Below are 20,198 nucleotides of genomic sequence, written 5' to 3' on the forward strand. Positions count from 1 at the left end.
ACGACCGAAGGACGGATAGATGAGCTGGACCGACGCACCGCCGGCCACCGCCGGACCGATCGAGAAGGTCCTGTACGAGGTCAAGAAGACCATCGTCGGCCAGGACCTCCTGCTGGAGCGGCTGATCGTGGCGTTGCTGGCCCGCGGCCACATCCTGGTCGAGGGCGTGCCCGGCCTGGCCAAGACGCTCGCGGTGAAGTCCCTCGCCGAGGCGATCGGCGGTGACTTCCACCGGGTCCAGTTCACCCCCGACCTGGTGCCCGCGGACATCGTCGGCACCCGGATCTACCACCAGCCGACCGGCGAGTTCCAGGTGCAGCTGGGCCCGGTCTTCACCAACCTGCTGCTCGCCGACGAGATCAACCGGGCGCCGGCCAAGGTGCAGTCCGCGCTGCTGGAGACCATGCAGGAGCGGCAGGTCACCATCGGCCGGGAGACGCACCAGCTGCCCAACCCGTTCCTGGTGATGGCCACCCAGAACCCGATCGAGAACGAGGGCGTCTATCCGCTGCCCGAGGCGCAGGTCGACCGGTTCATGATGAAGGTGGTCGTCGGCTACCCGAGCGTCACCGAGGAGTTCGTGGTGGTCGAGCGGGCGCTCGCCCCCGCCGCGGTGATCCAGCGGATCATCGACCCGGCCACGCTGGTCACCCTCCAGCAGGAGACCGACCGGGTGTACGTGGACCCGTCGCTGATCGAGTTCGCGGTGAACCTGGCGCACGCCACCCGCGAGCCGTCCCGGGCCGGGCTCACCGACCTCGCGCGCTACGTGACGTACGGCGCCAGCCCGCGCTCCTCGATCAGCCTGGTGCTGGCGGCCCGGGCGCTCGCCTACATTCGCGGCCGGGAATACGTGGTGCCGGAAGACCTCAGCGACCTCGCCCTGGACGTGCTGCGGCACCGGCTGGTGCTCTCCTACGAGGCGCTCTCCGACGAGGTGACCCCCGACCTGATCCTCTCCAAGATCCTGGCGAACCTGTCCTTCCCGGAACCGAAGGGCCGGGGACGCTGAGCCATGAACACGGCTCCTGACCGGTTGCTGCGGCGCCTCGAGTGGAAACTCGGGCGCCGCCTCGACGGGCGCCTGCAGGGCGCCTACCGCACCGTGTGGCACGGCGCCGGCCTCGACTTCACCGACCTGCGGTCGTACACCGCGGAGGACGACGTCCGGCACATCGACTGGAACGTCACCGCCCGCCTCGACGAGCCGTACGTGCGGCAGTACACCGAGGACCGCGAGATGACCGCGTGGTTCGTGGTGGACCGGTCGGCGTCGATGCGCTTCGGGCGGGAGGCCGGCAAGGAGTCGGTCGCCACCGAACTCGCGATCGGCCTGGCCCGGCTGGTCGCGCAGGGCGGCAACCGGGTCGGGGCGATCCTCTTCGACAACACGTCGCAGCAGGTCATCCCCCCGCGCGGCGGGCGGGACCAGATCCTGCGCATCGCACGGGAGCTGACGTCCCGGCCGAAAGGACAGCCGGACCGGAAGACCACCGACCTGGCCGCCATGCTGCGCCTGGCCGCCCTCACCACCACCCAGCGCCGCAGTCTGATCTTCGTGATGTCGGACTTCATCGGCGATCCGGGCTGGGACCGCTCGCTGGCCATGCTCACCCACCGGCACGAGGTGGTGGTGGTCCGGGTGGTCGACCCGGCCGAGCTGGACCTGCCCGACCTGGGCCTGATCCTGGTGGAGGACGCGGAGACCGGCGAGACCGTGCTGGTCGACACCAGCGACCCGCTGCTGCGCGGCCGGCTCGCCGACCAGGTCGGCGCCCGGGAGGACGCGCTGGCCGAGGGCATGCGCCGGGCCGGGGTGCGCCCGCACCGGGTCACCACCGACCAGGACCTGCTCGCGGTGCTGGTCGACATGGTCAGGCGGTCCGGACGATGAGCTTCCTGCACCCGCTGCTGCTCGTGGTCGCCGTGGTGGTGACCGGGGCGGTGGTCTTCGCGTACACGGCGATGCAGCGCCGCCGGTCGGCTGCGCTGGCCGCGGCGGGCTTCGCCGACCGGCAGGGGCGGGTGCGACGGCACCTGCCGTACGTACTGTTGCTCGCCGCCCTGCCGATCCTGCTGGTCGGCCTGGCCCGGCCGCAGGCCGAGGTGGCGGTGCCCCGGGTCTCCGGCACGGTCCTGCTCGCCTTCGACATCTCCAACAGCATGTCGGCCACCGACGTGGAGCCGAGCCGCCTGGTCGCCGCGCAGGCCGCCGCCACCCGGTTCGTCGAGGCGCAGCCGGACACGGTCGACGTCGGCGTGCTGGCCTTCGGCAGCCAGGCGCTGCTGACTCAGGCGCCGACCGACGACCACGCCGCCGCGGTCGCGGCGATCAAGCGGGTCAAGACGAGCGGCGGCACCTCGCTCGGGCAGGCGATCCTGGTCGGGCTCGGCACCATCGTCGGCAAGCCGGTCGGCCTGCCCGAGGACGGTACGGCGCCGACCACGCAGGACCTCGGCTACTGGCCGTCGGCGACGATCGTGGTCTTCTCCGACGGCGAGGAGACCGGCGGACCGGACGTGCAGGCCGCCGCCGAGCTCGCGGCCGCCGCCGGGGTGCGGATCCAGACCGTCGGCGTGGGCACCACACAGGGCGGCACCGTCGAGGTGGACGGCTTCCAGCTGGGCACCGCACTGGACGAGAAGACCCTCACCGCGATCGCGCAGACCACCGGGGGTTCGTACCGTCCGGCCGGCGACGCGGACGCGCTGACCGAGGCGACCAGCGCGATCGACCTGCGCCTGACCACCGAGAAGGAGCCGATCGAGCTGACCGCGCCGTTCGCGGCCGCGGCCCTGCTGCTCCTGACGCTCGGCGCTCTGCTGAGCACCCGCTGGCACGGAAGGATCGTCTGATGTCGCTGAGCTGGCCGTGGGCACTGCTCGCGCTGTTGACCGTCCCGCTGCTGCTGGCCGCGCGCTGGTGGCTGAACCGGCGCCGCAAGCGGGCCGCGGTCACGGTCTCCAGCGTGGCGCTGATCCGCGCCGCGCTGCCCGGGCGGACCGCCTGGCGCCGGCGCATCCCGGTGGCCCTCTTCCTGGCCGGGCTGCTCGCGCTGGCCGGGGCGGTGACCCGGCCGCAGGCGACGATGTCGGTGCCGTCGCACAACACCACGATCCTGCTGGCGGTCGACGTCTCCGGGTCGATGTGCAACACCGACATCGCCCCCAACCGGCTCGCCGTCGCCGCCGACGCGGCCCGCGACTTCATCGAGGCGCAGGACGGCGAAACCCGGATCGGGCTGGTGGCCTTCTCCGGGATCGCCGGGCTGCTGGTCGCGCCCACCACCGACAAGGACCCGCTGCTCGACGCGATCGACACCCTGCGGACCGGCCGCGGCACGGCGATCGGCCAGGCCATCCTCACCTCGATCGACGCGATCGCCGAGAAGAACCCGGACGTCGCCGCGACCGGTGTCGAGCTGCCGGAGGTGCCGCCGGGTGCCGCGGGCGACTACGAGCCGGACACCATCGTGGTGCTCACCGACGGTTCCAACACCACCGGCGTCGACCCGGTCACCGCCGCCGAACAGGCCGCGGCGCGCCGGCTGCGGGTCTACACCATCGGGTTCGGCACCACCGAGCCGCAGCAGCTGGTCTGCACCGCCGACCAGATCAGCGGCGACTCCGCCTTCGGCGGCGGCCGCAACTGGGGCGGCGGGTTCGGCGGCGGCGGCCGGGGCGGCGCCCGGGAGATCGACGAGGAGGCGCTGACCCAGGTGGCCGACCTGACCGGCGGCCGCTACTTCAAGGCGCAGGACGCCGAACAGCTCACCGACGTGCTCGCCGACCTGCCGGGCGAGTTCGGTCTGACCCGCCAGAAGGTCGAGGTCACGGTGTGGTTCGTGCTGCTCGGTGTGCTGCTCGCCTTCAGCGGCGTGGGCCTGTCGATGTGGTGGAACCGAGGCCCCAGCCTGCCCCGCCGATAGCTTCGTGCGCGCTCCCTACCCGCTCAGCCGGCGGTGGCGCTGGGCGGCCATCCGCACCGGCGCGTTCGCCTCGCCGAACCGGTCGTAACCGCCACGCCGTTCGACGATCTCGAAGAAGACCCGGCCGCCCAGCACCGGCGTGTAGAGGTGGAGCAGCTCACCACCCTCCGGATCACGGTCGTAGAGGATGCCGTGCCGGCGCAGGACGGCCACGAAGTCTTCCGGCAGGGCGAACCGCGCCGTCAGATCGGCGTAGTAGTTCTCCGGCACCGGCAGGCGCGCCACCGAGAGCGCCGCGGCGGTCGCCACGATGTCGTCGGTGCGGAACGCGACATGCTGCGGGTCGGCGACAGCCGGCGCCCACTCGCCGCGGCGCAGCAGCGCGACGGTCAGCGCCAGGCGCACCGTCCGGTCCGGGTTGGCCACGGCGCGGGAGCGCATCAGGCCGAACGGCGCGGCGTACTCCTCCGTGGCGAGATGCTCCAGGTCGAGCACCGAGTGGTAGAACAGGCCGGCCTCGTCGAAGTGGTCGAACGGCTGCGCCAGTCCGAGATGGTCGGTCACGAGCAGGCCGGTCCCGGTCGCCGGCGTGACCCCGGTGGACAGGAAGTCGGCGCGCCAGCCGACGTCCGGCCCGGTGACGAAGATGCTGGTGCCGTCCGGGGCGGTGATCGCGGCCAGTTCGGCCTCGCCGGGTTCCCGCACGTTCGGGTGGGCCGGCGCCAGCAGCGCCTCGGCCCGCTGCAGGGACCGTTGCGGATCGGCCGAGGCGACCGCGAAGGCGTTGATCGCCGCGGCGCCGGGGCTGGTGACAGCGCTGTTGAGCACGATCCGGCAGGAGTTCTGCTCCCACAGCTCGACCGGTTTGGTGCGGTGCTGGCCGGTGTGCGTGAAGCCGAGGCCCCGCAGCGCGGCGCGCAGCTGCGGGCCGGAGTGGCCGTCGACGGCGAACTCGGTGAACGCGTGGCCGGTCAGGTCGGGCGCTGCGGGTAACCGGCCCTCCAGGGCGATCAGCGAGCGCATCGCGTCGACCGCGGTGCGCGCCGGGTCGGACTGGCGGAAGACGTCGTTGAAGACTTCGAGCGAGAGCGGCCCGTCGTATCCGGCGGCGAGCACCAGCCTGACGAATTCCGGCAGGTCGAAGGCGCCCTGTCCGGGGAAGAGCCGGTGGTGCCGGCTCCACTGGAGCACGTCCATCCGCAGGTGGGGCGCGTCGGCGAGCTGCAGAAAGAAGATCTTGCCGGGAGTGATCTTCGCGATGTCGTCCAGCTCCGTGGAGCGCGACAGCACGTGGAAGGAGTCGAGGCAGAGGCCGAGCGCCGGATGGTCGGCGCGCTGCACGATCCGCCACGAGTGGTCCCAGGTGGAGACGTGCCGGCCCCACGCCAGCGCCTCGTAGGCGATCCGCATGCCGCGTGCCGCGGCGCGATCGGCCAGCATGGACAGTTGCGCGGCGGCCAGTTCGTCGTCGTCGGCCGACGCCGGCGAGACCGAGGAGCACACCAGCATGGTGTCCACGCCGAGGTCGGCCATCACGTCGAACTTGCGCTCGGCGCGGTCCAGGTTCGCTCGCAGAAGCGTGTCGGGCACCGCCTCGAAGTCACGGAACGGCTGGTAGAGGTCGATGCTGAGACCGAGCTCCGCGCAGCGCGTACGGATCTGTCGCGGTGACCAGGGTGAGACCACCAGATCGTTCTCGAACAGCTCGATGCCGTCGAATCCGGCGGCGGCAGCCGCCGTGAGCTTGTCGTCCAGCGTGCCGGAAACACAGACTGTCGCGATCGATCGGCGCATCGAGCCTCCTGTTCAGATTGTCAGATAACCGGTGATCAGGTCGCCGAGCATGGTGCGGTAGTGCTCCCGCCGGTCGGGGGCCAGCAGGTCCCGGTCGAAGAGCGCGCCGAACGTGTGCCGGTTGGCGACCCGGAAGAAGCAGAACGAGCTGATCAGCATGTGCACGTCGAGGGCATCGACACCGTTGCGGAACGTGCCCTCGCGGCGGCCCCGCTCCAGCACGTTGTGCAGCAGGTCGACGGCCGAGCTGTTCAGGTCGACCAGCCGGGCCACCTGGTTCATGTGCTTGGCGTGCTGGGCGTTCTCCGCGCCGACCAGCTTGATGAACGCGGGGTGCGCCTCGTGGTGGTCGAAGGTGACCTCGGCCAGCCGGCGGAGCGCGGCGACCGGCTCCAGATGATCGACGTCGACGGTGCGCTCGGCGGCGCGGATCTCCGCATAGGCCCGCTCCAGCACGGCCAGGTAGAGCTGCTCCTTGCCGCCGAAGTAGTAATAGATCATCCGTTTCGTGGTGCGGGTGCGGGCGGCGATCTCGTCCACCCGGGCGCCGCTGTAACCGCGCTCGGCGAATTCGTCGGTGGCCACGTCGAGCAAGTCGGCACGGGTGCGCTCGGCGTCGCGCCGTCGCTCTCCGGTCAGTGCCGACATCGATTTCTCCTGCGTCATGAGGCAAGTCTGCCGTGGGCCTTGACAGTGGTGGCCGTCACACCCGATAACTAACGTACCAGTTCGTACATTAGCCCGGGAGCGTGGCATGGCGGTTCTCCGTTGCGGCTTGGTGGGCGCGGGGATCGGCGCGTCGCTGTCCCCGGCACTGCATGAGGCGGAGGGCCGCCACCAGGGCCTCGACCTCAGTTACACCCTGTTCGACGTGGACCGGCTCGGCCGTGAGCTCGACGACGCCGAGCGTGACGGCTTCGCCGGTCTCAACATCACCCATCCCTTCAAACAGCAGGTCATCGACCAGCTCGACGACCTTTCCCCCCAGGCCCGCGCCATCGGCGCGGTCAACACGGTGGTCTTCCGCGACGGCAAGCGGCACGGCCACAACACCGATGCGTACGGGTTCACCGAGGCGTTCCGGGCGAAACTGCCGGGCGCCCGTACCGGTCATGTCGTGCAACTGGGTGCCGGCGGTGCCGGAGCCGCCTGTGCCCACGCCCTGCTCGGGCTCGGCGCCGAACGGCTCACCATCGTCGACCCGGACGCCACCCGGGGCGTGGAGCTGGCCGGCCGGCTCGGCGCGGCACACACGGCAGCCGCCACGCCGGAGCTGCTGGCCGGCGCCGACGGGCTGGTCAACGCCAGCCCGATCGGCATGCACCACCACCCGGGAATGCCGCTGCCCGCGGAGTCGCTCCACCGCGACCTGTGGGTCGTCGACATCGTCTACATGCCGGTGGTGACGGAGCTGCTGCGTGCCGCCCGTGCCGCTGGGGCGCGGGCGGTCGGCGGCACGGCGATGTGTGCCTACCAGGCCGCCGCCGCGTTCCAGCTGTTCACCGGACTTCCCCCTGACACCGCGCGGATGCTGCGCCACGTCGATGCGCTGCTGGCCGCCCGTCCTTCCTGGAGCGCGAGATGCTGACAGAGAAGACAACCACCCGCGACCTCCCCGAACCGCTCCCCCTACGCCGGATGGTCGGTCCCGGCGTCGTCGCCGTCGGCATCGGCATGGCGGCCGGTGAGATCATCCTCTGGCCGTACCTGACCGCGATCGGCGGTTTCGGCCTGCTCTGGCTGGCGTTCACCACGCTGGCCGTGCAGTTCGTCATCAACATGGAGATCGAGCGCTACACCCTGGCCACCGGGCAGACCGCCCTCGTCGGTTTCTCCCGCTGGTGGAAGGGGTGGGGCATCATCATCTGCCTGGCCGGCGCGTTCCAGTACGTCTGGCCCGGCTGGGCGACGAGCGGCTCGACCGTCCTGACCTACCTGGTCGGCGGCGGCGATCCGGTCTGGATCACCGTGGCCACCCTGGTCGTCGTCGGGCTGCTGCTCTCGTTCTCGAAGGTCATCTACAACACCGTGGAGAAGGTCGAGATCGTCAAGGTCGGCCTCACCCTGTTCTTCCTGCTGATCGTGGTGATCTTCGTGATCTCGCTGGGCACCTGGGGGGAGGGCGCCAAGGCCACGGTCACCGAGTTCGGGCAGATCCCGGAGGGCATCACGTTCACCCTGATCCTCAGCGCGATCGGCGCGGCCGGCGCCGGCGGTGTGCACAACCTGGTGCTGAGCAACTGGATCCGCGACAAGCGGTACGGCATGGGCGCGCACGTGCCCCAGCTGGTCTCCCCGATCACCGGCCAGGTGGAGGCGGCCGGCACCGACCGGTACACCTTCCCGATCGACGACAGCTCGATGGCCCGGTGGAAGGTGTGGTGGAAGCGGGCCAACATCGAGCACCTCGCCACCTTCGTCGCGGTCTGCTTCGTGACGATCAGCGTGATGAGCCTGCTCGCCTACGAAACCCTGTTCGGCCGGGACGACCTCAAGTCGGACCCGTCGTTCCTGCAGATCCAGGGCGACATCTTCGCCGACGAGGTGGGCGGCTGGCTCCGGATCCTCTTCCTGTCGGTCGCCGTGGTCTCGCTCTGGGCGGCGGCGATGGGCCTGCTCGACATCATCGGCCGGCTCGCCTCCGACTTCCTGCGCCGCAACTACCTGACCGGCTCGACCCGCTGGACCGAGCCGCGCCTCTACCTGACCGTGATCTGGGCTGAGATCGTGCTCGGCTCGGCCATCCTGCTGGCCGGTTTCGATCAGCCGCTCGGCCTGCTGATCGTCTCCACCTGCGCGGCGTCGGTGGTCACGCTGCTCTACTCGATCCTGCTGATCCGCCTCAACACGCGCGAACTGCCGGCGGCGGTGAAGCTGGGCGGGTGGCGGCTCGGCGGGATGCTGATCGCCATCGGTTTCTACGGCTTCTTCGCGATCGCCATGGTGGTCACCCAGCTCCAGCGCCTCTGACCGCGGTGTGACGTTCGGGTGCGCTGCGCACCCGAACGTCACACGGTGCGGTGAGCGGTCAGGGAGATGAAGAGCATCGCGGTGATCGCGCCGACGGCGAGGGTCAGCGTGCCGGCGGTGCCACCGGACATCGCCCACAGATCCCCGGCGAGCAGCGCGGTTCCGGCGACGGCCGCGGTGACCGCCGCGCCGCGGGCACCCCGCGCGGCGAACCGGCGGGCCAGCACGTAACAGGCGGCGATCAGCGCGGTGAACGTGACCGTGCCGGCCGCCATGTGACCGATCGCGTGCCAGCTCATCGTCGTGGGCACGGTGTCCGGGGTGCCGGCCGGGAAGCCGCTGCCCGGATCCATCACCAGCACCCCGGCGGCGATCATGCCGACGCCGGCGATCCGGGTCAGCCGCGGCGCCCACGTCCCCTCCAGGGTGCCCGCGCCCACCACCATGAGCAGGCCGGCCACCACGAAGTTGGCGATCTGCAGCCAGCCGAGCGAGCCGGTGCTGAGCAGGCTGAGCGGGTGCCGGGTGAGGTCGAACCCGTCCCGGGTGAAGGCCTGGGCCAGTGCGACGGTCGCCCACAGCGGTCCGGCGGCGGCAAGCGTCACCCGGCGGGACGGGACGGCAACGGTACGGGTGACAGCGGTGCTCGTGGTCATCTCAGGCTCCTCGGTGTTCGCATCGTCGGATCTGCCTCAGCGTCGATCCGGCGATGTGACAGGTAATGCTTGAATTACCTGTTACACGGGCTGGTTCGACGTCGATGCGAACCGCAAGCCCGACGAACGGAGAAGACGATGCGATACCTGATGATGCAGACGGCCGGGGGCGCCGAGCCGGACGCGAAGCTCTACGCCGACATGGCCGCCTTCGTCGAGGAGCTGACCGCCTCCGGTGTCCTGCTCGCCACCGGCGGCCTGGACCCGGTCGGCTTCAAGATGACGTCGAACGGTGACGAGATCACCGTGACCGACGGGCCGTTCACCGAGGCCAAGGAGGCGATCGCCGGGTTCGCCCTGATCGAGGTCCGGTCCCGGGAGGAAGCTCTCGAACTGGGCCGCCGGTTCCGCAAGATCGTCGGTGACGGGGAGAGCCTCATCCATGAGGTCTTCGGTCCGTGACCGACGTCCCGGCCGCGGTCGCCGTCGCCGGGAAGCAGGAGTCCGCGCGGATCGTCGCCGGGCTCCTGCGGATGGTCCGCGACGTCGGCCTGGCCGAGGAGATCGCGCAGGACGCGCTGGTCGCGGCCCTGGAGCAGTGGCCGGCCGCCGGGATCCCGGAGAACCCTGGCGCCTGGCTGATGACCGTCGCCAAACGGCGGGCCGTCGACCACATCAGACGGTCGCGTACGCACGAGCGGCTCGCTCCCGACCTCGCCCGGCTGGCGGAGAGCGACGGCGAACCGGGTGACGACGACGTGCTCCGGTTGATGTTCACGTCCTGTCACCCCGTACTCCCGCCGGAAGCCCGTGTGGCACTCACCCTGCGCGTGATCGCCGGCTTGAGCCCCGCCGAGATCGCCCGGGGTTTCCTGGTCGGTGAGCAGGTGATCGTGCAGCGGATCGCCGCCGCCAAGCGCACGCTCGCCGAGGCGGGCGTCGCCTACGAGCCGGCCGGGCAGCTGTCGTCGGTGCTCGAGGTCGTCTACCTGATCTTCAACGAGGGGTACTCGGCGAGCTCCGGCGCCGACCTGATCCGCACCGACCTGTGCCTGGAGGCGCTGCGGCTCGGCCGGCTGCTTGCCGTGCTCGCGCCGGATGAGGCCGAGGTGCACGGTCTGGTGGCGCTGATGGAGATCCAGCAGTCGCGGTCGGCGGCGCGAACCGGGTCCGGCGGTGAGCCGATCCCGCTGCACGAGCAGAACCGGGGCCGTTGGGACCAGCTGCTGATCCGCCGCGGGTTCGCCGCGATGCTGCGGGCCCGCGAGGCCGGTGGGCCACCGGGGCCCTATGTGTTGCAGGCGGCGATCGCGGTCTGCCACGCGCAGGCCCGCACCGCCGAGGAGACGGACTGGCCGCGCATCGCGACCCTCTACGAGGCCCTGGAGAGGCTGCTTCCGTCGCCGGTGGTGCGGCTGAACCGGGCCGTCGCGGTCGGTTTCGCCGCCGGGCCGCAGGCCGGGCTGGACCTGCTCGACGAGTTGCGGGCCGACCCGAAGATGGCGGGCTACCACCTGTTGCCGACCGTCCTCGGTGACCTGCTGGTGCGGCTCGGCCGTGCTGCGGAGGGCCGGCGCGAGCTCGAACGGGCGGCGTCGTCCGCCCGCAACGCCGCCGAGCGGGAGCTCCTGCTGCGCCGGGCGGCCGCACTGGACGTGCCGCGGGAGCGGGGGATGCTGCTCGGCCCGGCAGTGGCCGCGTTCCTCGGGCCGCTGCGGCCGGCCACCGCACGCGCCTACGGGCAGACCCTGCACCGCCTTACCCGCATCGCCGGCGACCGCGTCCCGGTGGCCGAGCTGCCCGGCGAACGGATCGCCGAGATCTTCGCGATGAGCTGGGCGAAGGTGGCGCCGCGCAGCTGGAACCGGCACGTGGCCGCGGTCCGCTCCTTCGCCGCCTGGGCCGGCACGCCGCACCTCGCTGCCGGCATCGAGCCGCGGCCGGTGGAGGCCGCGCCGCACTTCGCCGCCGGGGCCGAGCCGCGGCCGGTGGAAGCCGCGCCGCACCTCGCTGCCGGCATCGAGCCGCGGCCGGTGGAGGTCGAGCCGGTGAGCAGAACGTCAGGGCCCGAGCCGGCGCTGCGCGAGCGGGTGCTCTGGTCCCTGCTGCGGGAGTCGGCCGCCAAGATCGGCGCGGTCCTGGCGCTCAATGTGGAGGATCTGGACCTCGCCGACCGCAGTGCCCGGAACGGCGCGATCGTCTGGCGCTCCGGAACCGCCCGGCTGCTCCCGGAACTGATCGCCGGGCGTACCCGGGGCCCGCTCTTCCTGGCCGACCGGCGGCCCGGACCGGGCCGCCCGGTCGCCGAGGTCGATCTCTGCCCGGAGTCGGGACGGCGGCGCCTCTCGTATGAGCGCGCCGAGTACCTCTGCAAGCGGGCGACCGGTCGCAGCCTCGACCGCCTGCGCCACACCTAGAGCCGTGTGCAACTCGGGCGCGGAGCGCGCCCGAGATGCACACGCTGCTTCGGCTGTGGGGAGTTCGGGTGCGGAGCGCGCCCGAACTCCCCACGCGACGGTCAGGCGGGGCGGCGCCGGCGGGTCCAGGAGAAGCCGATCAGGCCGGTGACCGCGGCCAGCGCGCCGCCGCCGGCGGTCCAGAACCAGCGGGACGAGAAGTCCGGCAGCCAGCCGGCGGAGAACGAGCTCTCCTCCGGCGCGGCGGACGGCTCGACCGCCGGCGCCGCCGTCGGCTGCACCCTGCCGGGGCGGTTGTCCGGCACCAGCGGTGCGGCCAGTTCGCCCTGGTCGGCGCCGGTGTCCCCGGTCGGCGCGGTGAGCGTCAGGTTCACCTCGACCGGCAGGCCCAGGTCCTCCTCCGGCAGTGCGGTCGTGGACAGCCGCACGTAGTACGTGCCGGGCAGCGGATCACCGTCCCACGGCTCGGCCCAGGACCGGACCTGCCGCAGCCGGCAGCTGAGCGTCACCTCGGTGTCGTTCGCCGCCGCGACCGGGTTCTGCTGGCCGGCCACGCACGCCTGACGCCGGCGCAGGCCGTCGAAGACCTCGACGGTCCAGGACTGTTCGCCGGTCCGGTCGGCCGCGGGCGGCAGCGCGATCGTCGCCGTGAGATCCGGCCGCTGTCCGGCCTCCGCCGGGAACGACCAGTAGAGGTAGTCGCCGGTGACCGCGTCCACCTGCACCGGGCGGTCCGCGGCGATGCCGACGGCGGTGAGAAAGGAGGTGCCCGCGCTGCTGACGTTCGGGGCGGGGGAGGGCGTCGCGGCGGCCAGGGCGGCGACCGCCAGATAGGTGGCCAGCATGATCAGTTCTCCCTCCAGGTGGCGACCCACCAGCGGGTCAGCCAGCCGGCCAGCACCCCGGCGATCAGACCGGCGACGGCGAGCACGAAGAGCAGCAGGAATCCGCGGCCGAGCCCGGGCGCGTCCGGGGCCTGCGACGCGTCGACCAGGTCGAGGCTGAGTTCCAGGGGCATGCCGGGGGCTCCGGCGGCGGTCGCCGAGGCGAACGAGTTGCTGACGATCAGACAGACGTCGGTCGGCGCTTCGCTCTCCTCCTCGGGTTCCTCGCGTTCCTCACCCGCCGACCAGCGCAGACCGGTGGAGAGCACGTCGGCGCGGCCGCTGCCCGCGTCCACGCCGCGGACCAGTTCCCGGCCGTCCAGGTGGGTGGCCTTGAGGAGCACGCCGTAGTCGCGGTTGAGCGGGCGGTCCAGGGCGATGCTGACCGAGGCGCGCAGCTCCTGTCCGGGCTGCACGGCGACCCGGTAGTACCGGTGCTCACCGATCAGCTCGCGGTCACTGTAGACACCGCCGGAGAGCATCGGCGCCCCGGCGCAGTCCTTCGCGCCGGTGACCTCGGCCGGGGTGACCGGTGGCGGCAGCGCGGCCCGGTCCACCAGCTGCTTGATCCGGTCGGTCAGCTCCTCCTCGCTCTGCGCGGCGGCGTACGTGCCACCGGTCGCCTGCGAGATGCAGACCAGCTGTTTGCGGGTCTTCTCGTCCGGCGTCAGGCCGAGCGTGTCCACCACCAGGCTGGTGCCCTGGGCGGCCAGTTCCCGGGCCACCGTGCACGGGTCGGGTGGTGTGCAGGTGTCCTCGCCGTCGGTGATCAGCACGATCCGCCGGGCCGACTCGGTCTCACCCAGGTCGGCGGCCGCCTCCCGCAACGCCAGGCCGATCGGGGTGAAGCCGGTCGGTTTCAGCGTCGCGATGGCGTTCTTGGCGGCGACCCGGTTCACCGGGCCGACCGGGACGATCTGCTGGGTGTCCCTGCAGCCGACCTTCTTGTTCTTGCCGCCGTAGGTGGCGCCGAGCACCCGGATGCCGAGCTGGGTGGTCTCCGGCAGCGCGTCGACCACGTCGTTGAAGGCCTGCTTCGCGACCGAGATCCGGGTCGCGCCGTCGATGTCGGCCGCCCGCATCGAGCCGCTGACGTCGAGGACCAGCTCCACCCGGGGCGGTTCGGCGGTCTCGGTCTCGTCGGCGTGAGCGGGGACGGCGCCGAGCAGGACCAGACCTGCCGCCGCCACTATGGACAGTCTCCTATGGATCACGCGCCAAGATCATAAACACTCCTTCGGGTCGTACGGTCTGGGGGGTTTTCTATCGATAGGCGGCGTGACCGGTCAGGGTCTGGCCGATGACCAGCGTGTGGATCTCCGAGGTCCCCTCGTAGGTGAGGACCGACTCCAGGTTGTTGGCGTGCCGCAGCGGCGAGTACTCCAGGGTGATGCCGCTGCCGCCGAGGATGGTGCGGCACTCGCGGGCGATGGCGAGCGCCGTGCGGACGTTGTTCAGCTTGCCGACGCTGATCTGGTGCGGCTTGATCGCGCCGGCGTCCTTGAGCCGGCCGAGGTGCAGGGCGAGCAGCATCGCGGTGTTCAGGTCGACCGCCATGTTCGCCAGCTTCTCCTGGGTGAGCTGGAAGGCGGCGATCGGCTTGCCGAACTGGATGCGCGAGTTCGCGTAGTCGAGGGCGGCCCGCAGGGCGTCGCGGCCGGCGCCGGTGGAGCCGAAGACGATGCCGAACCGGGCCTCGCTCAGGCAGCTGAGCGGGGCGCCGAGGCCGCGGGCGAGCGGCAGGCGGGCGGAGTCGGGCAGACGCACCTCGTCGAGGATCAGCTCACCGGTGATCGAGGCGCGCAGCGACAGCTTCTGCTTGATGGTGCGGGTGGTGAAGCCCGGGGTGCCCTGGGGCACGAGGAAACCGCGGATGCCGTCCTCGGTCTGCGCCCAGACCGTGGCGATGTCGGCGATGCTGCCGTTGGTGATCCACATCTTGGTGCCGGTGAGGATCCAGTCGTCGCCGTCGCGGACGGCCCGGGTGCGCATGTTGGCCGGGTCGCTGCCGAAGTCCGGCTCGGTCAGGCCGAAGCAGCCGATCGCCTCGCCGGCCGCCATCCGGGGCAGCCACTCCTGCTTCTGCTCCTCGGATCCGTATTTCCAGATCGAGAACATGGCGAGCGAGCCCTGCACGGAGACGAAGCTGCGCAGGCCCGAGTCGCCGGCCTCCAGTTCGAGGCAGGCCAGACCGTACGCGACCGCGCTGGTCCCGGCACACCCGTAGCCCTCCAGGTGCATGCCGAGCAGGCCCAGCTTGCCCAGCTCGGGGGCGAGCTCACGGGGGAAGGTGCCCTCCTCGAACCAGCCGGCGACGTGCGGGCGGACACGATCGGCAACGAACCGGCCCACCGTCTCCTGGATCTGCCGCTCCTCGTCGCTGAGCAGCCCGGCGATGTCGATCAGGTCGGTCGGGTCGGTCATCGATCCTCCAAGGTGTGTTCGGCCAGTTTCGGTGGGCGCCGGTCGTAGCGCACCGGCGTACGCAAAAGTGTGATCGGGGGGACGATCGGCTCGAGCCCGAGATCGGCGGCGAGGCCGAAGGCCGCCGCCAGGTCGTTCACCGGACCGCACGGTACGCCTCGTGCGGTGAGCAGCGGTATCCAGTGATTCACCGGTCCGGTCCGCAGCCTGGCGCTGATCTCCGCGGCCAGCTCGTCGCGGTGCGCGACCCGGTCGGCATTGCGGGCGAAGCGCGGATCGGGTGGCAGGCCGAGAACCTCGCCGAGGGCGGCGAACTGCCCGTCGTTGCCGACCGCCACCACGATCTCACCGTCGGCCGCCGGGAACACCTCGCGCGGTGGGCCGCCGGATTCGCCGGTCACGCTCATCAGGCCGCCGACCGCCTGGATCAGCACGCCGGCGAGCGGCCCGGTGTCGGTCATACCCCGAGATTCTGCCCGGCTCAGGGTCCTCTCAGCGAGGTGATCTAGCCTTCCGAACATGATCGGCTCGGCGGGACTCAGCGATTTCATCGACCCGGACGTCCGGGAGTCGGTCGCCGGTTTCCTGGACGCGGTGGAGATCGAGCTGCGTGCCGCGGTCGCCAGCCCGGACCCGCTCGTCACCGAGGTCGCCACCCATCTCGCCGAGGCCGGCGGCAAACGGTTCCGCCCGCTGGTGGTCGCGCTCGGCGCCCAGTTCGGCGACCCCGGCCGGCCCGGCCTGGTGCCCGCCGCGGTGCTCATGGAACTGACCCACCTGGCCACCCTCTACCACGACGACGTGATGGACGAGGCGCCGCTGCGGCGCGGCGCGGCCAGCGCCAACTCGCGCTGGACCAACTCGATCGCGGTCTTCGTCGGCGACTACCTGCTGGCGCGCGCCGCCGGGATCGCCGCCGGCCTCGGCGAGGACGCGGTGCGGCTGCAGTCGCGGACCCTCGCCCAGCTCGTCCGCGGTCAGCTGGCCGAGACGGTCGGCCCGCGCGGTGGCGACCCGATCCAGCACCACCTGCGCGTCATCGAGGACAAGACCGCCTCGCTGATCGCCACCTCGGCCCGCTTCGGCGGCATGGTCGCCGGGCTGGCGCCGGAGCACGTCGAGACCCTCGCCGACTTCGGCACCGCGTTCGGTTTCGCCTTCCAGCTCTCCGACGACCTGCTCGACATCGCCTCCGAGTCGGAGCAGTCCGGCAAGACCCCGGGGACCGACCTGCGCGAGGGTGTGCCGACGCTGCCGGTGCTCTACGCGCTCGCCGGTGACGAGGACCCGCGCCTGACCGCCCTGCTGTCGAAGGGGCCGCTCACCGACGACGCCGAGCACGCCGAGGCACTCGCGCTGCTGCGCGGATCGGCCGGGCTCAAGCAGGCCCGGGAAACCGTGCACGGGTACGCGGACGACGCCCGCCGGCTCGCCCGGACCCTGCCCGACGGGCCGCCCCGCCGCACCCTCGAAGCGCTCTGTCACTACATCGCTGACCGGACCGGCTGACCCCCGTTTCAGCGATACCGCGCGTCGCAGCCGGGAAAGTAGCGTGGCCCCCCGAGGGGGTGTCATGACCGAGGCGAGTCTGCTCGATCGGCTCACTCCGGGCGACCACGTGTGCCTCATCTTCGACGATGAGCCGCTACGTACCCGCAGCGTCGCCGCCTACATCCGGGCGGGCCTGCGCGATCACCACCGCATCCTCTATCACGGACCGGGCGGCGATCGGGTCGAGGCGGAGTTGACCGCTCAGGGCGTCGACGTGGGTACCGCGTACGCCCGGGGTCAGTTGCGGATCGGCGGGGAACACCTGAGCGGCGCGACGTTCGATCCGGAGGCGACCATCGAGAGCTGGCGGGCGGCGGCCCGCCAGGCCGCCGCGGCCGGCTACCGCGGCCTGCGGGCGGTCGGCGACATGTCCTGGGCGCGCATCCAGGACGATCGATTGACCTGGTACGAGTCCCGCGTGAACCGGATCTTCGCGGAGGGCTTCGCGATGGGGGTCTGCCTCTACAACCGGCGGCTGTTCAGCGCCGACCGGCTGCGCTGGGTGACCCGCTCGCATCCGGCCACGGTCACCGAGGAGACCGACCCGCGGGCCGTCCCGCTGTTCCGGGCGGTCCGGATCAGCGACCCGCCCGGCATCAGGCTGGAGGGCGAGGCCGACCTGTCGAACCGGCACGCCCTGAACGCGGTGATCGAGCACCTCCTCGAGGACGGCGCGGCGACGCTGACGGTCGACGTCGGCGGCCTGCGATTCGCCGACTCGGCGGCCGCGCGCAACCTGCTGCGCGTCGCGGACGGCCGGCAGCTGCGGCTCGTGGGCTGCTCCCGCTCGTTGCGGCGGTTGCTGACGTTCCACAGCGCCGGCCAGGCAGTGGAGTACGTCGCGTGATCACCTTCGAGCACCCGGCTCTCTTCTACCGGGACGTCGAGCAGTACCTGCACGGCACGACCGGTTTCGTCCGCTCGGCGGTGGCAGCCGGCGACGCCGTCCTGGTCGCGGTGCCCGGCGCCAACCTGACCCTGCTGCGGGACGCCCTGGCCGACCTGACCGGCAAGGTCACCTTCGCCGACATGGCGGTGGCCGGGCGGAACCCGGGCCGGATCATCCCCGGCGTGCTGCTGGCCTTCGCGGCGGCCCACCCGGGCCGGCGGGTGTCGATCCTCGGCGAGCAGGTCTGGCCGGCCCGGTCCGCGGTCGAATACCCGGCGTGCGTCACCCACGAGGCGCTGACCAACACCGCGTTCTGCGGGCGGGACGCGGTGGTGCTCTGCCCGTACGACGCGAGGCGGCTGCACCGCGAACGCCTCGACGACGCGCTGCGTACCCACCCGGTCATGATCGTCGACGAGGTCCGGCGGGAGAGTCACTGGTACGCCGACCCGCTGGTCACCGTGGCCCGGCACAACGAGCCGCTGCCGCCGGTGCCGGCCGGCGCCGTGACCATGAACTACGCCGGACCGGCCGACCTGCGGGAGGTGCGGCGGTTCGTCACCCGGTCCGCCGGTCTGGGCGCCGAACGCCTCGGCGACCTGGTCCTGGCCGTGAACGAGCTGGCGATCAACACCCTCCAGCACACCGGCGGCGGCGGGACGGTCACCGTCTGGGACTCGCCCGACTACGTGTACGCCCAGGTCGACGACCGCGGCGACCTCGCCGACCCGATGGCCGGCCGGATCCCGCCCGGCCCGGACCGCGAGGACGGCCGCGGCCTGATCCTGGTCAACGATCTCTGCGACCTGGTGCGCGTGCACGCCCGCCGCGACGGCACCACGATCCGCCTGCACATGGCGCGCTGAGAAACCTCCACTCCCGCGGCGGCCTGCCGATGGTGGCCTTTGGCAGACCCCTGCCCAAGGACCAGTCGGGAGTGAGATGCGCAGCGAACCGGTCGGCCGTCGCGCCGGTGACGAGGGTTTCACCCTCCTCGAGGTGCTGGTGGCGTTGACCGTGGTCAGCGTCGCCATGGCGGGCCTGGGCGCGTTCTTCGTGAACGGCTCGCTCGCCATCGCGCAGCAGCGTGACCAGCGTGCGGCGGCGCAGCTCGCGGCCAACACGCTGGAGCAGGTGCGCGCTCTCGAGCCGTACGCGCTGCTCAGCGGGCGCGGGGAGGCCAAGAGCAAGTCGCAGCGGGCGGAAGCCGAGAAAGGCGCCTTCAAGGACAAGCTGGCGCCGTACTTCAAGCAGACCAAACTCGAGTGGGACCTGAAGGACTCCGCCCAGGGTGACGAGGCGGCGATCCCGACCGGGACCCGGACCCTCTCGTACGGCGGAATGACCTTCAAGCAGACCGTCTTCGTCGGCGGTTGCGAGGTCTACGTGCTCCGTAACGACGATTGTGTCCTTCCCCTGCCTGAGGGCGACCCCAAGCGCCCGACCAACCTTGCCACGATCTTGAAGTACTTCCGGGTGACCGTTCTGATCACCTGGCCGCACAAGAGCTGCACGGCGACCGGCGGCGAGTGCGGTTACGTCGCCTCCACGTTGATCTCCCGGGTCAAGGACGAGAACCAGTACAGCAACAAGCTGGGCACGCTGTACATCGCCGCGCCGGTCCTGGAGACCTTCTACGTCGGCCTCAACCAGATCACCGTCCCGATGAAGGCCTATAAGGGCCAGCAGCCCTACACCTGGAGCGCCACCGGCCTGCCGCCCGGTCTGGCGATCGACAGCGTGACCGGGGTGGTCGGCGGAACGCCGACGACCGCGGGTCTCTACCCCAACGGCGCGGTTTCGGTGCGCGAGAGCAAGCGCGAGGACGGCAAGCAGCTCACCGACACGATGGGCAGCCTCACCTGGAAGGTGGTCGAGCAGCCGAGCCTCACTTACCCCGGTGTGGCGGCGAGCTACGTCGGCGACCCGGTGAAACTCGTTCCGGTTCCCACCGGAGGCGAGGGTGGTTACACCGCCTACACGCTGAAGTCGAATCTGCCGATGGGCTTCACCTTCGACAAGACCACCGGGGTGATCCAGGGAACCGCACTCGCGGACTTCAGCGTCAGCGTCGCGGTGACCGACGGGAACGGTGTGACGGGTGCGCCGAAGACCTACACCCATAAGGTCTACGAACCGCTCACCGTGCAGCCGATCGCCAACCAGAGCGTTCCGATCCTGTCGACGGTCAGCATCCCCACGGTCGCCATGGGCGGCGACGGAAAGTACACCTATGCCGCCACCGGTCTGCCGGCCACCGTGACCATCGATCCCGCTACCGGTGTGATCTCCGGAGGCCCGGTCCTCATCCCGGCCACGTTCCTGCCGACGGTGAGCGTGACGGACGGTCTCGGCAAGACGGTGACCGTCACGTTCGAGCTGGTCGTGACCAGCACCACGCCTGCCCTGGGCGTCACCTCGCCGGCCAGCCAGGTGACGTCGTCCCGGGGCCAGGAGGTGACCCTGCCGGTCACCACGAACGCGGACATGATCGGAGCGAAGGGAACCCAGGTCAGCGTGGTCGGACTTCTGCCGCCGGGACTGAAGTGGAACAACGGGAAGGACACGATCAGCGGTACGCCGACGGTTGCCGGCACCTACGTGATCACGTTGTCGGTCTCCAGCAGCAACCCGCTGCAGACCAGCCTCTACTCCTTCACCTGGATCGTCAAATGAGCCGGAGG

19 protein-coding genes are annotated in these 20,198 nt (G+C 71.4%); 12 read left to right on the forward strand and 7 right to left on the reverse strand.

Annotation, left to right across the window (positions count from 1 at the left end; all coding sequences use genetic code 11):
• Positions 1–19 precede the first annotated feature (19 nt).
• Genes AB0F81_RS20515 through AB0F81_RS20530 form a run of 4 tightly spaced genes read left to right on the forward strand, consistent with a single transcriptional unit; the run spans position 20 to position 3,929 of the window.
• Positions 20–1,012 carry a MoxR family ATPase gene (locus AB0F81_RS20515; RefSeq protein WP_360199464.1) on the forward strand — a complete coding sequence of 331 codons (993 nt, stop codon included), beginning with the start codon at positions 20–22 and terminating at the stop codon, positions 1,010–1,012.
• A 3-nt stretch (positions 1,013–1,015) separates the two neighbouring features.
• On the forward strand, positions 1,016–1,894 hold the full coding sequence (locus AB0F81_RS20520) for a DUF58 domain-containing protein (protein WP_360199466.1): 879 nt from the start codon (positions 1,016–1,018) through the stop codon (positions 1,892–1,894).
• The gene (locus AB0F81_RS20525) at positions 1,891–2,856 is read left to right on the forward strand and encodes a VWA domain-containing protein (protein ID WP_360199468.1); all 966 of its coding nucleotides are present in this window, start codon (positions 1,891–1,893) and stop codon (positions 2,854–2,856) included. Before AB0F81_RS20520 ends, AB0F81_RS20525 begins: the two co-directional genes overlap by 4 nt.
• Positions 2,856–3,929 (forward strand): VWA domain-containing protein, encoded by a 1,074-nt coding sequence (locus AB0F81_RS20530; protein WP_360199470.1) that lies wholly within the window; start codon positions 2,856–2,858, stop codon positions 3,927–3,929. The genes AB0F81_RS20525 and AB0F81_RS20530 overlap by 1 nt, the downstream gene beginning before the upstream one ends.
• Positions 3,930–3,944: 15 nt before the next feature.
• Here the strand turns inward: AB0F81_RS20530 and AB0F81_RS20535 are convergent, their stop codons facing one another.
• Positions 3,945–5,723, reverse strand: coding sequence for a TIM barrel protein (locus tag AB0F81_RS20535; protein ID WP_360199472.1), 1,779 nt, complete (start codon positions 5,721–5,723; stop codon positions 3,945–3,947).
• Between the two features lie 12 nt (positions 5,724–5,735).
• A complete protein-coding gene (locus AB0F81_RS20540) occupies positions 5,736–6,389 on the reverse strand; it encodes a TetR/AcrR family transcriptional regulator (protein ID WP_360199474.1) in 654 nt (217 codons plus the stop codon).
• 88 nt (positions 6,390–6,477) lie between these two features.
• Between AB0F81_RS20540 and AB0F81_RS20545 the strand changes: the two genes are divergently transcribed.
• Together AB0F81_RS20545 and AB0F81_RS20550 are read left to right on the forward strand one after the other, a co-directional pair.
• Positions 6,478–7,311 carry a shikimate dehydrogenase gene (locus tag AB0F81_RS20545; RefSeq protein WP_360199476.1) on the forward strand — a complete coding sequence of 278 codons (834 nt, stop codon included), beginning with the start codon at positions 6,478–6,480 and terminating at the stop codon, positions 7,309–7,311.
• A complete protein-coding gene (locus tag AB0F81_RS20550) occupies positions 7,305–8,693 on the forward strand; it encodes an Nramp family divalent metal transporter (protein WP_360199478.1) in 1,389 nt (462 codons plus the stop codon). Before AB0F81_RS20545 ends, AB0F81_RS20550 begins: the two co-directional genes overlap by 7 nt.
• Positions 8,694–8,731: 38 nt before the next feature.
• On the opposite strand, the gene AB0F81_RS20555 is transcribed toward AB0F81_RS20550, so the two are convergent.
• Complete coding sequence (locus tag AB0F81_RS20555; protein ID WP_360199480.1) at positions 8,732–9,349, reverse strand: DUF998 domain-containing protein; 618 nt, start codon at positions 9,347–9,349, stop codon at positions 8,732–8,734.
• A gap of 138 nt (positions 9,350–9,487) precedes the next feature.
• Between AB0F81_RS20555 and AB0F81_RS20560 the strand changes: the two genes are divergently transcribed.
• On the forward strand, positions 9,488–9,811 hold the full coding sequence (locus AB0F81_RS20560; RefSeq protein WP_360199482.1) for a YciI family protein: 324 nt from the start codon (positions 9,488–9,490) through the stop codon (positions 9,809–9,811).
• Positions 9,808–11,766: a DUF6596 domain-containing protein gene (locus tag AB0F81_RS20565; protein ID WP_360199484.1), complete on the forward strand. Its 1,959-nt coding sequence runs from the start codon at positions 9,808–9,810 to the stop codon at positions 11,764–11,766. Before AB0F81_RS20560 ends, AB0F81_RS20565 begins: the two co-directional genes overlap by 4 nt.
• A 101-nt stretch (positions 11,767–11,867) precedes the next feature.
• On the opposite strand, the gene AB0F81_RS20570 is transcribed toward AB0F81_RS20565, so the two are convergent.
• From AB0F81_RS20570 to AB0F81_RS20585, 4 genes are all read right to left on the reverse strand, one after another.
• Positions 11,868–12,644: a peptidase gene (locus tag AB0F81_RS20570; RefSeq protein ID WP_360199522.1), complete on the reverse strand. Its 777-nt coding sequence runs from the start codon at positions 12,642–12,644 to the stop codon at positions 11,868–11,870.
• Positions 12,614–13,825, reverse strand: coding sequence for a VWA domain-containing protein (locus tag AB0F81_RS20575; RefSeq protein WP_360199524.1), 1,212 nt, complete (start codon positions 13,823–13,825; stop codon positions 12,614–12,616). The genes AB0F81_RS20570 and AB0F81_RS20575 overlap by 31 nt, the downstream gene beginning before the upstream one ends.
• An 88-nt stretch (positions 13,826–13,913) precedes the next feature.
• Positions 13,914–15,074, reverse strand: coding sequence for an acyl-CoA dehydrogenase family protein (locus AB0F81_RS20580; protein ID WP_360199486.1), 1,161 nt, complete (start codon positions 15,072–15,074; stop codon positions 13,914–13,916).
• On the reverse strand, positions 15,071–15,535 hold the full coding sequence (locus AB0F81_RS20585) for a CoA transferase (RefSeq protein WP_360199488.1): 465 nt from the start codon (positions 15,533–15,535) through the stop codon (positions 15,071–15,073). Before AB0F81_RS20585 ends, AB0F81_RS20580 begins: the two co-directional genes overlap by 4 nt.
• A 58-nt stretch (positions 15,536–15,593) precedes the next feature.
• On the opposite strand from AB0F81_RS20585, the gene AB0F81_RS20590 reads away from it, so the two are divergent.
• The 4 genes from AB0F81_RS20590 (at position 15,594) to AB0F81_RS20605 (ending at position 20,190) form a co-directional block, all read left to right on the forward strand.
• Positions 15,594–16,583: a polyprenyl synthetase family protein gene (locus tag AB0F81_RS20590; protein ID WP_360199490.1), complete on the forward strand. Its 990-nt coding sequence runs from the start codon at positions 15,594–15,596 to the stop codon at positions 16,581–16,583.
• A gap of 64 nt (positions 16,584–16,647) precedes the next feature.
• A complete protein-coding gene (locus tag AB0F81_RS20595) occupies positions 16,648–17,472 on the forward strand; it encodes an MEDS domain-containing protein (protein WP_360199492.1) in 825 nt (274 codons plus the stop codon).
• A complete protein-coding gene (locus tag AB0F81_RS20600) occupies positions 17,469–18,380 on the forward strand; it encodes a sensor histidine kinase (protein WP_360199494.1) in 912 nt (303 codons plus the stop codon). Before AB0F81_RS20595 ends, AB0F81_RS20600 begins: the two co-directional genes overlap by 4 nt.
• Before the next feature lie 76 nt (positions 18,381–18,456).
• Positions 18,457–20,190, forward strand: coding sequence for a putative Ig domain-containing protein (locus AB0F81_RS20605; RefSeq protein ID WP_360199496.1), 1,734 nt, complete (start codon positions 18,457–18,459; stop codon positions 20,188–20,190).
• Positions 20,191–20,198: the final 8 nt, after the last annotated feature.

Origin of the sequence: Actinoplanes sp. NPDC024001 (assembly GCF_040638955.1) — a bacterium.
Lineage (GTDB): Bacteria > Actinomycetota > Actinomycetes > Mycobacteriales > Micromonosporaceae > Actinoplanes.

What these genes read in the sequence shown, in the direction of transcription:
- AB0F81_RS20515 (WP_360199464.1), top strand. Translation starts at nt 20, where the DNA reads ATGAGCTGGACCGACGCACCGCCGGCCACCGCCGGACCGATCGAGAAG.
- AB0F81_RS20520 (WP_360199466.1), top strand. Translation starts at nt 1,016, where the DNA reads ATGAACACGGCTCCTGACCGGTTGCTGCGGCGCCTCGAGTGGAAACTC.
- AB0F81_RS20525 (WP_360199468.1), top strand. Translation starts at nt 1,891, where the DNA reads ATGAGCTTCCTGCACCCGCTGCTGCTCGTGGTCGCCGTGGTGGTGACC.
- AB0F81_RS20530 (WP_360199470.1), top strand. Translation starts at nt 2,856, where the DNA reads ATGTCGCTGAGCTGGCCGTGGGCACTGCTCGCGCTGTTGACCGTCCCG.
- AB0F81_RS20535 (WP_360199472.1), bottom strand. Translation starts at nt 5,723, where the DNA reads ATGCGCCGATCGATCGCGACAGTCTGTGTTTCCGGCACGCTGGACGAC.
- AB0F81_RS20540 (WP_360199474.1), bottom strand. Translation starts at nt 6,389, where the DNA reads ATGACGCAGGAGAAATCGATGTCGGCACTGACCGGAGAGCGACGGCGC.
- AB0F81_RS20545 (WP_360199476.1), top strand. Translation starts at nt 6,478, where the DNA reads ATGGCGGTTCTCCGTTGCGGCTTGGTGGGCGCGGGGATCGGCGCGTCG.
- AB0F81_RS20550 (WP_360199478.1), top strand. Translation starts at nt 7,305, where the DNA reads ATGCTGACAGAGAAGACAACCACCCGCGACCTCCCCGAACCGCTCCCC.
- AB0F81_RS20555 (WP_360199480.1), bottom strand. Translation starts at nt 9,349, where the DNA reads ATGACCACGAGCACCGCTGTCACCCGTACCGTTGCCGTCCCGTCCCGC.
- AB0F81_RS20560 (WP_360199482.1), top strand. Translation starts at nt 9,488, where the DNA reads ATGCGATACCTGATGATGCAGACGGCCGGGGGCGCCGAGCCGGACGCG.
- AB0F81_RS20580 (WP_360199486.1), bottom strand. Translation starts at nt 15,074, where the DNA reads ATGACCGACCCGACCGACCTGATCGACATCGCCGGGCTGCTCAGCGAC.
- AB0F81_RS20585 (WP_360199488.1), bottom strand. Translation starts at nt 15,535, where the DNA reads ATGACCGACACCGGGCCGCTCGCCGGCGTGCTGATCCAGGCGGTCGGC.
- AB0F81_RS20590 (WP_360199490.1), top strand. Translation starts at nt 15,594, where the DNA reads ATGATCGGCTCGGCGGGACTCAGCGATTTCATCGACCCGGACGTCCGG.
- AB0F81_RS20595 (WP_360199492.1), top strand. Translation starts at nt 16,648, where the DNA reads ATGACCGAGGCGAGTCTGCTCGATCGGCTCACTCCGGGCGACCACGTG.
- AB0F81_RS20605 (WP_360199496.1), top strand. Translation starts at nt 18,457, where the DNA reads ATGCGCAGCGAACCGGTCGGCCGTCGCGCCGGTGACGAGGGTTTCACC.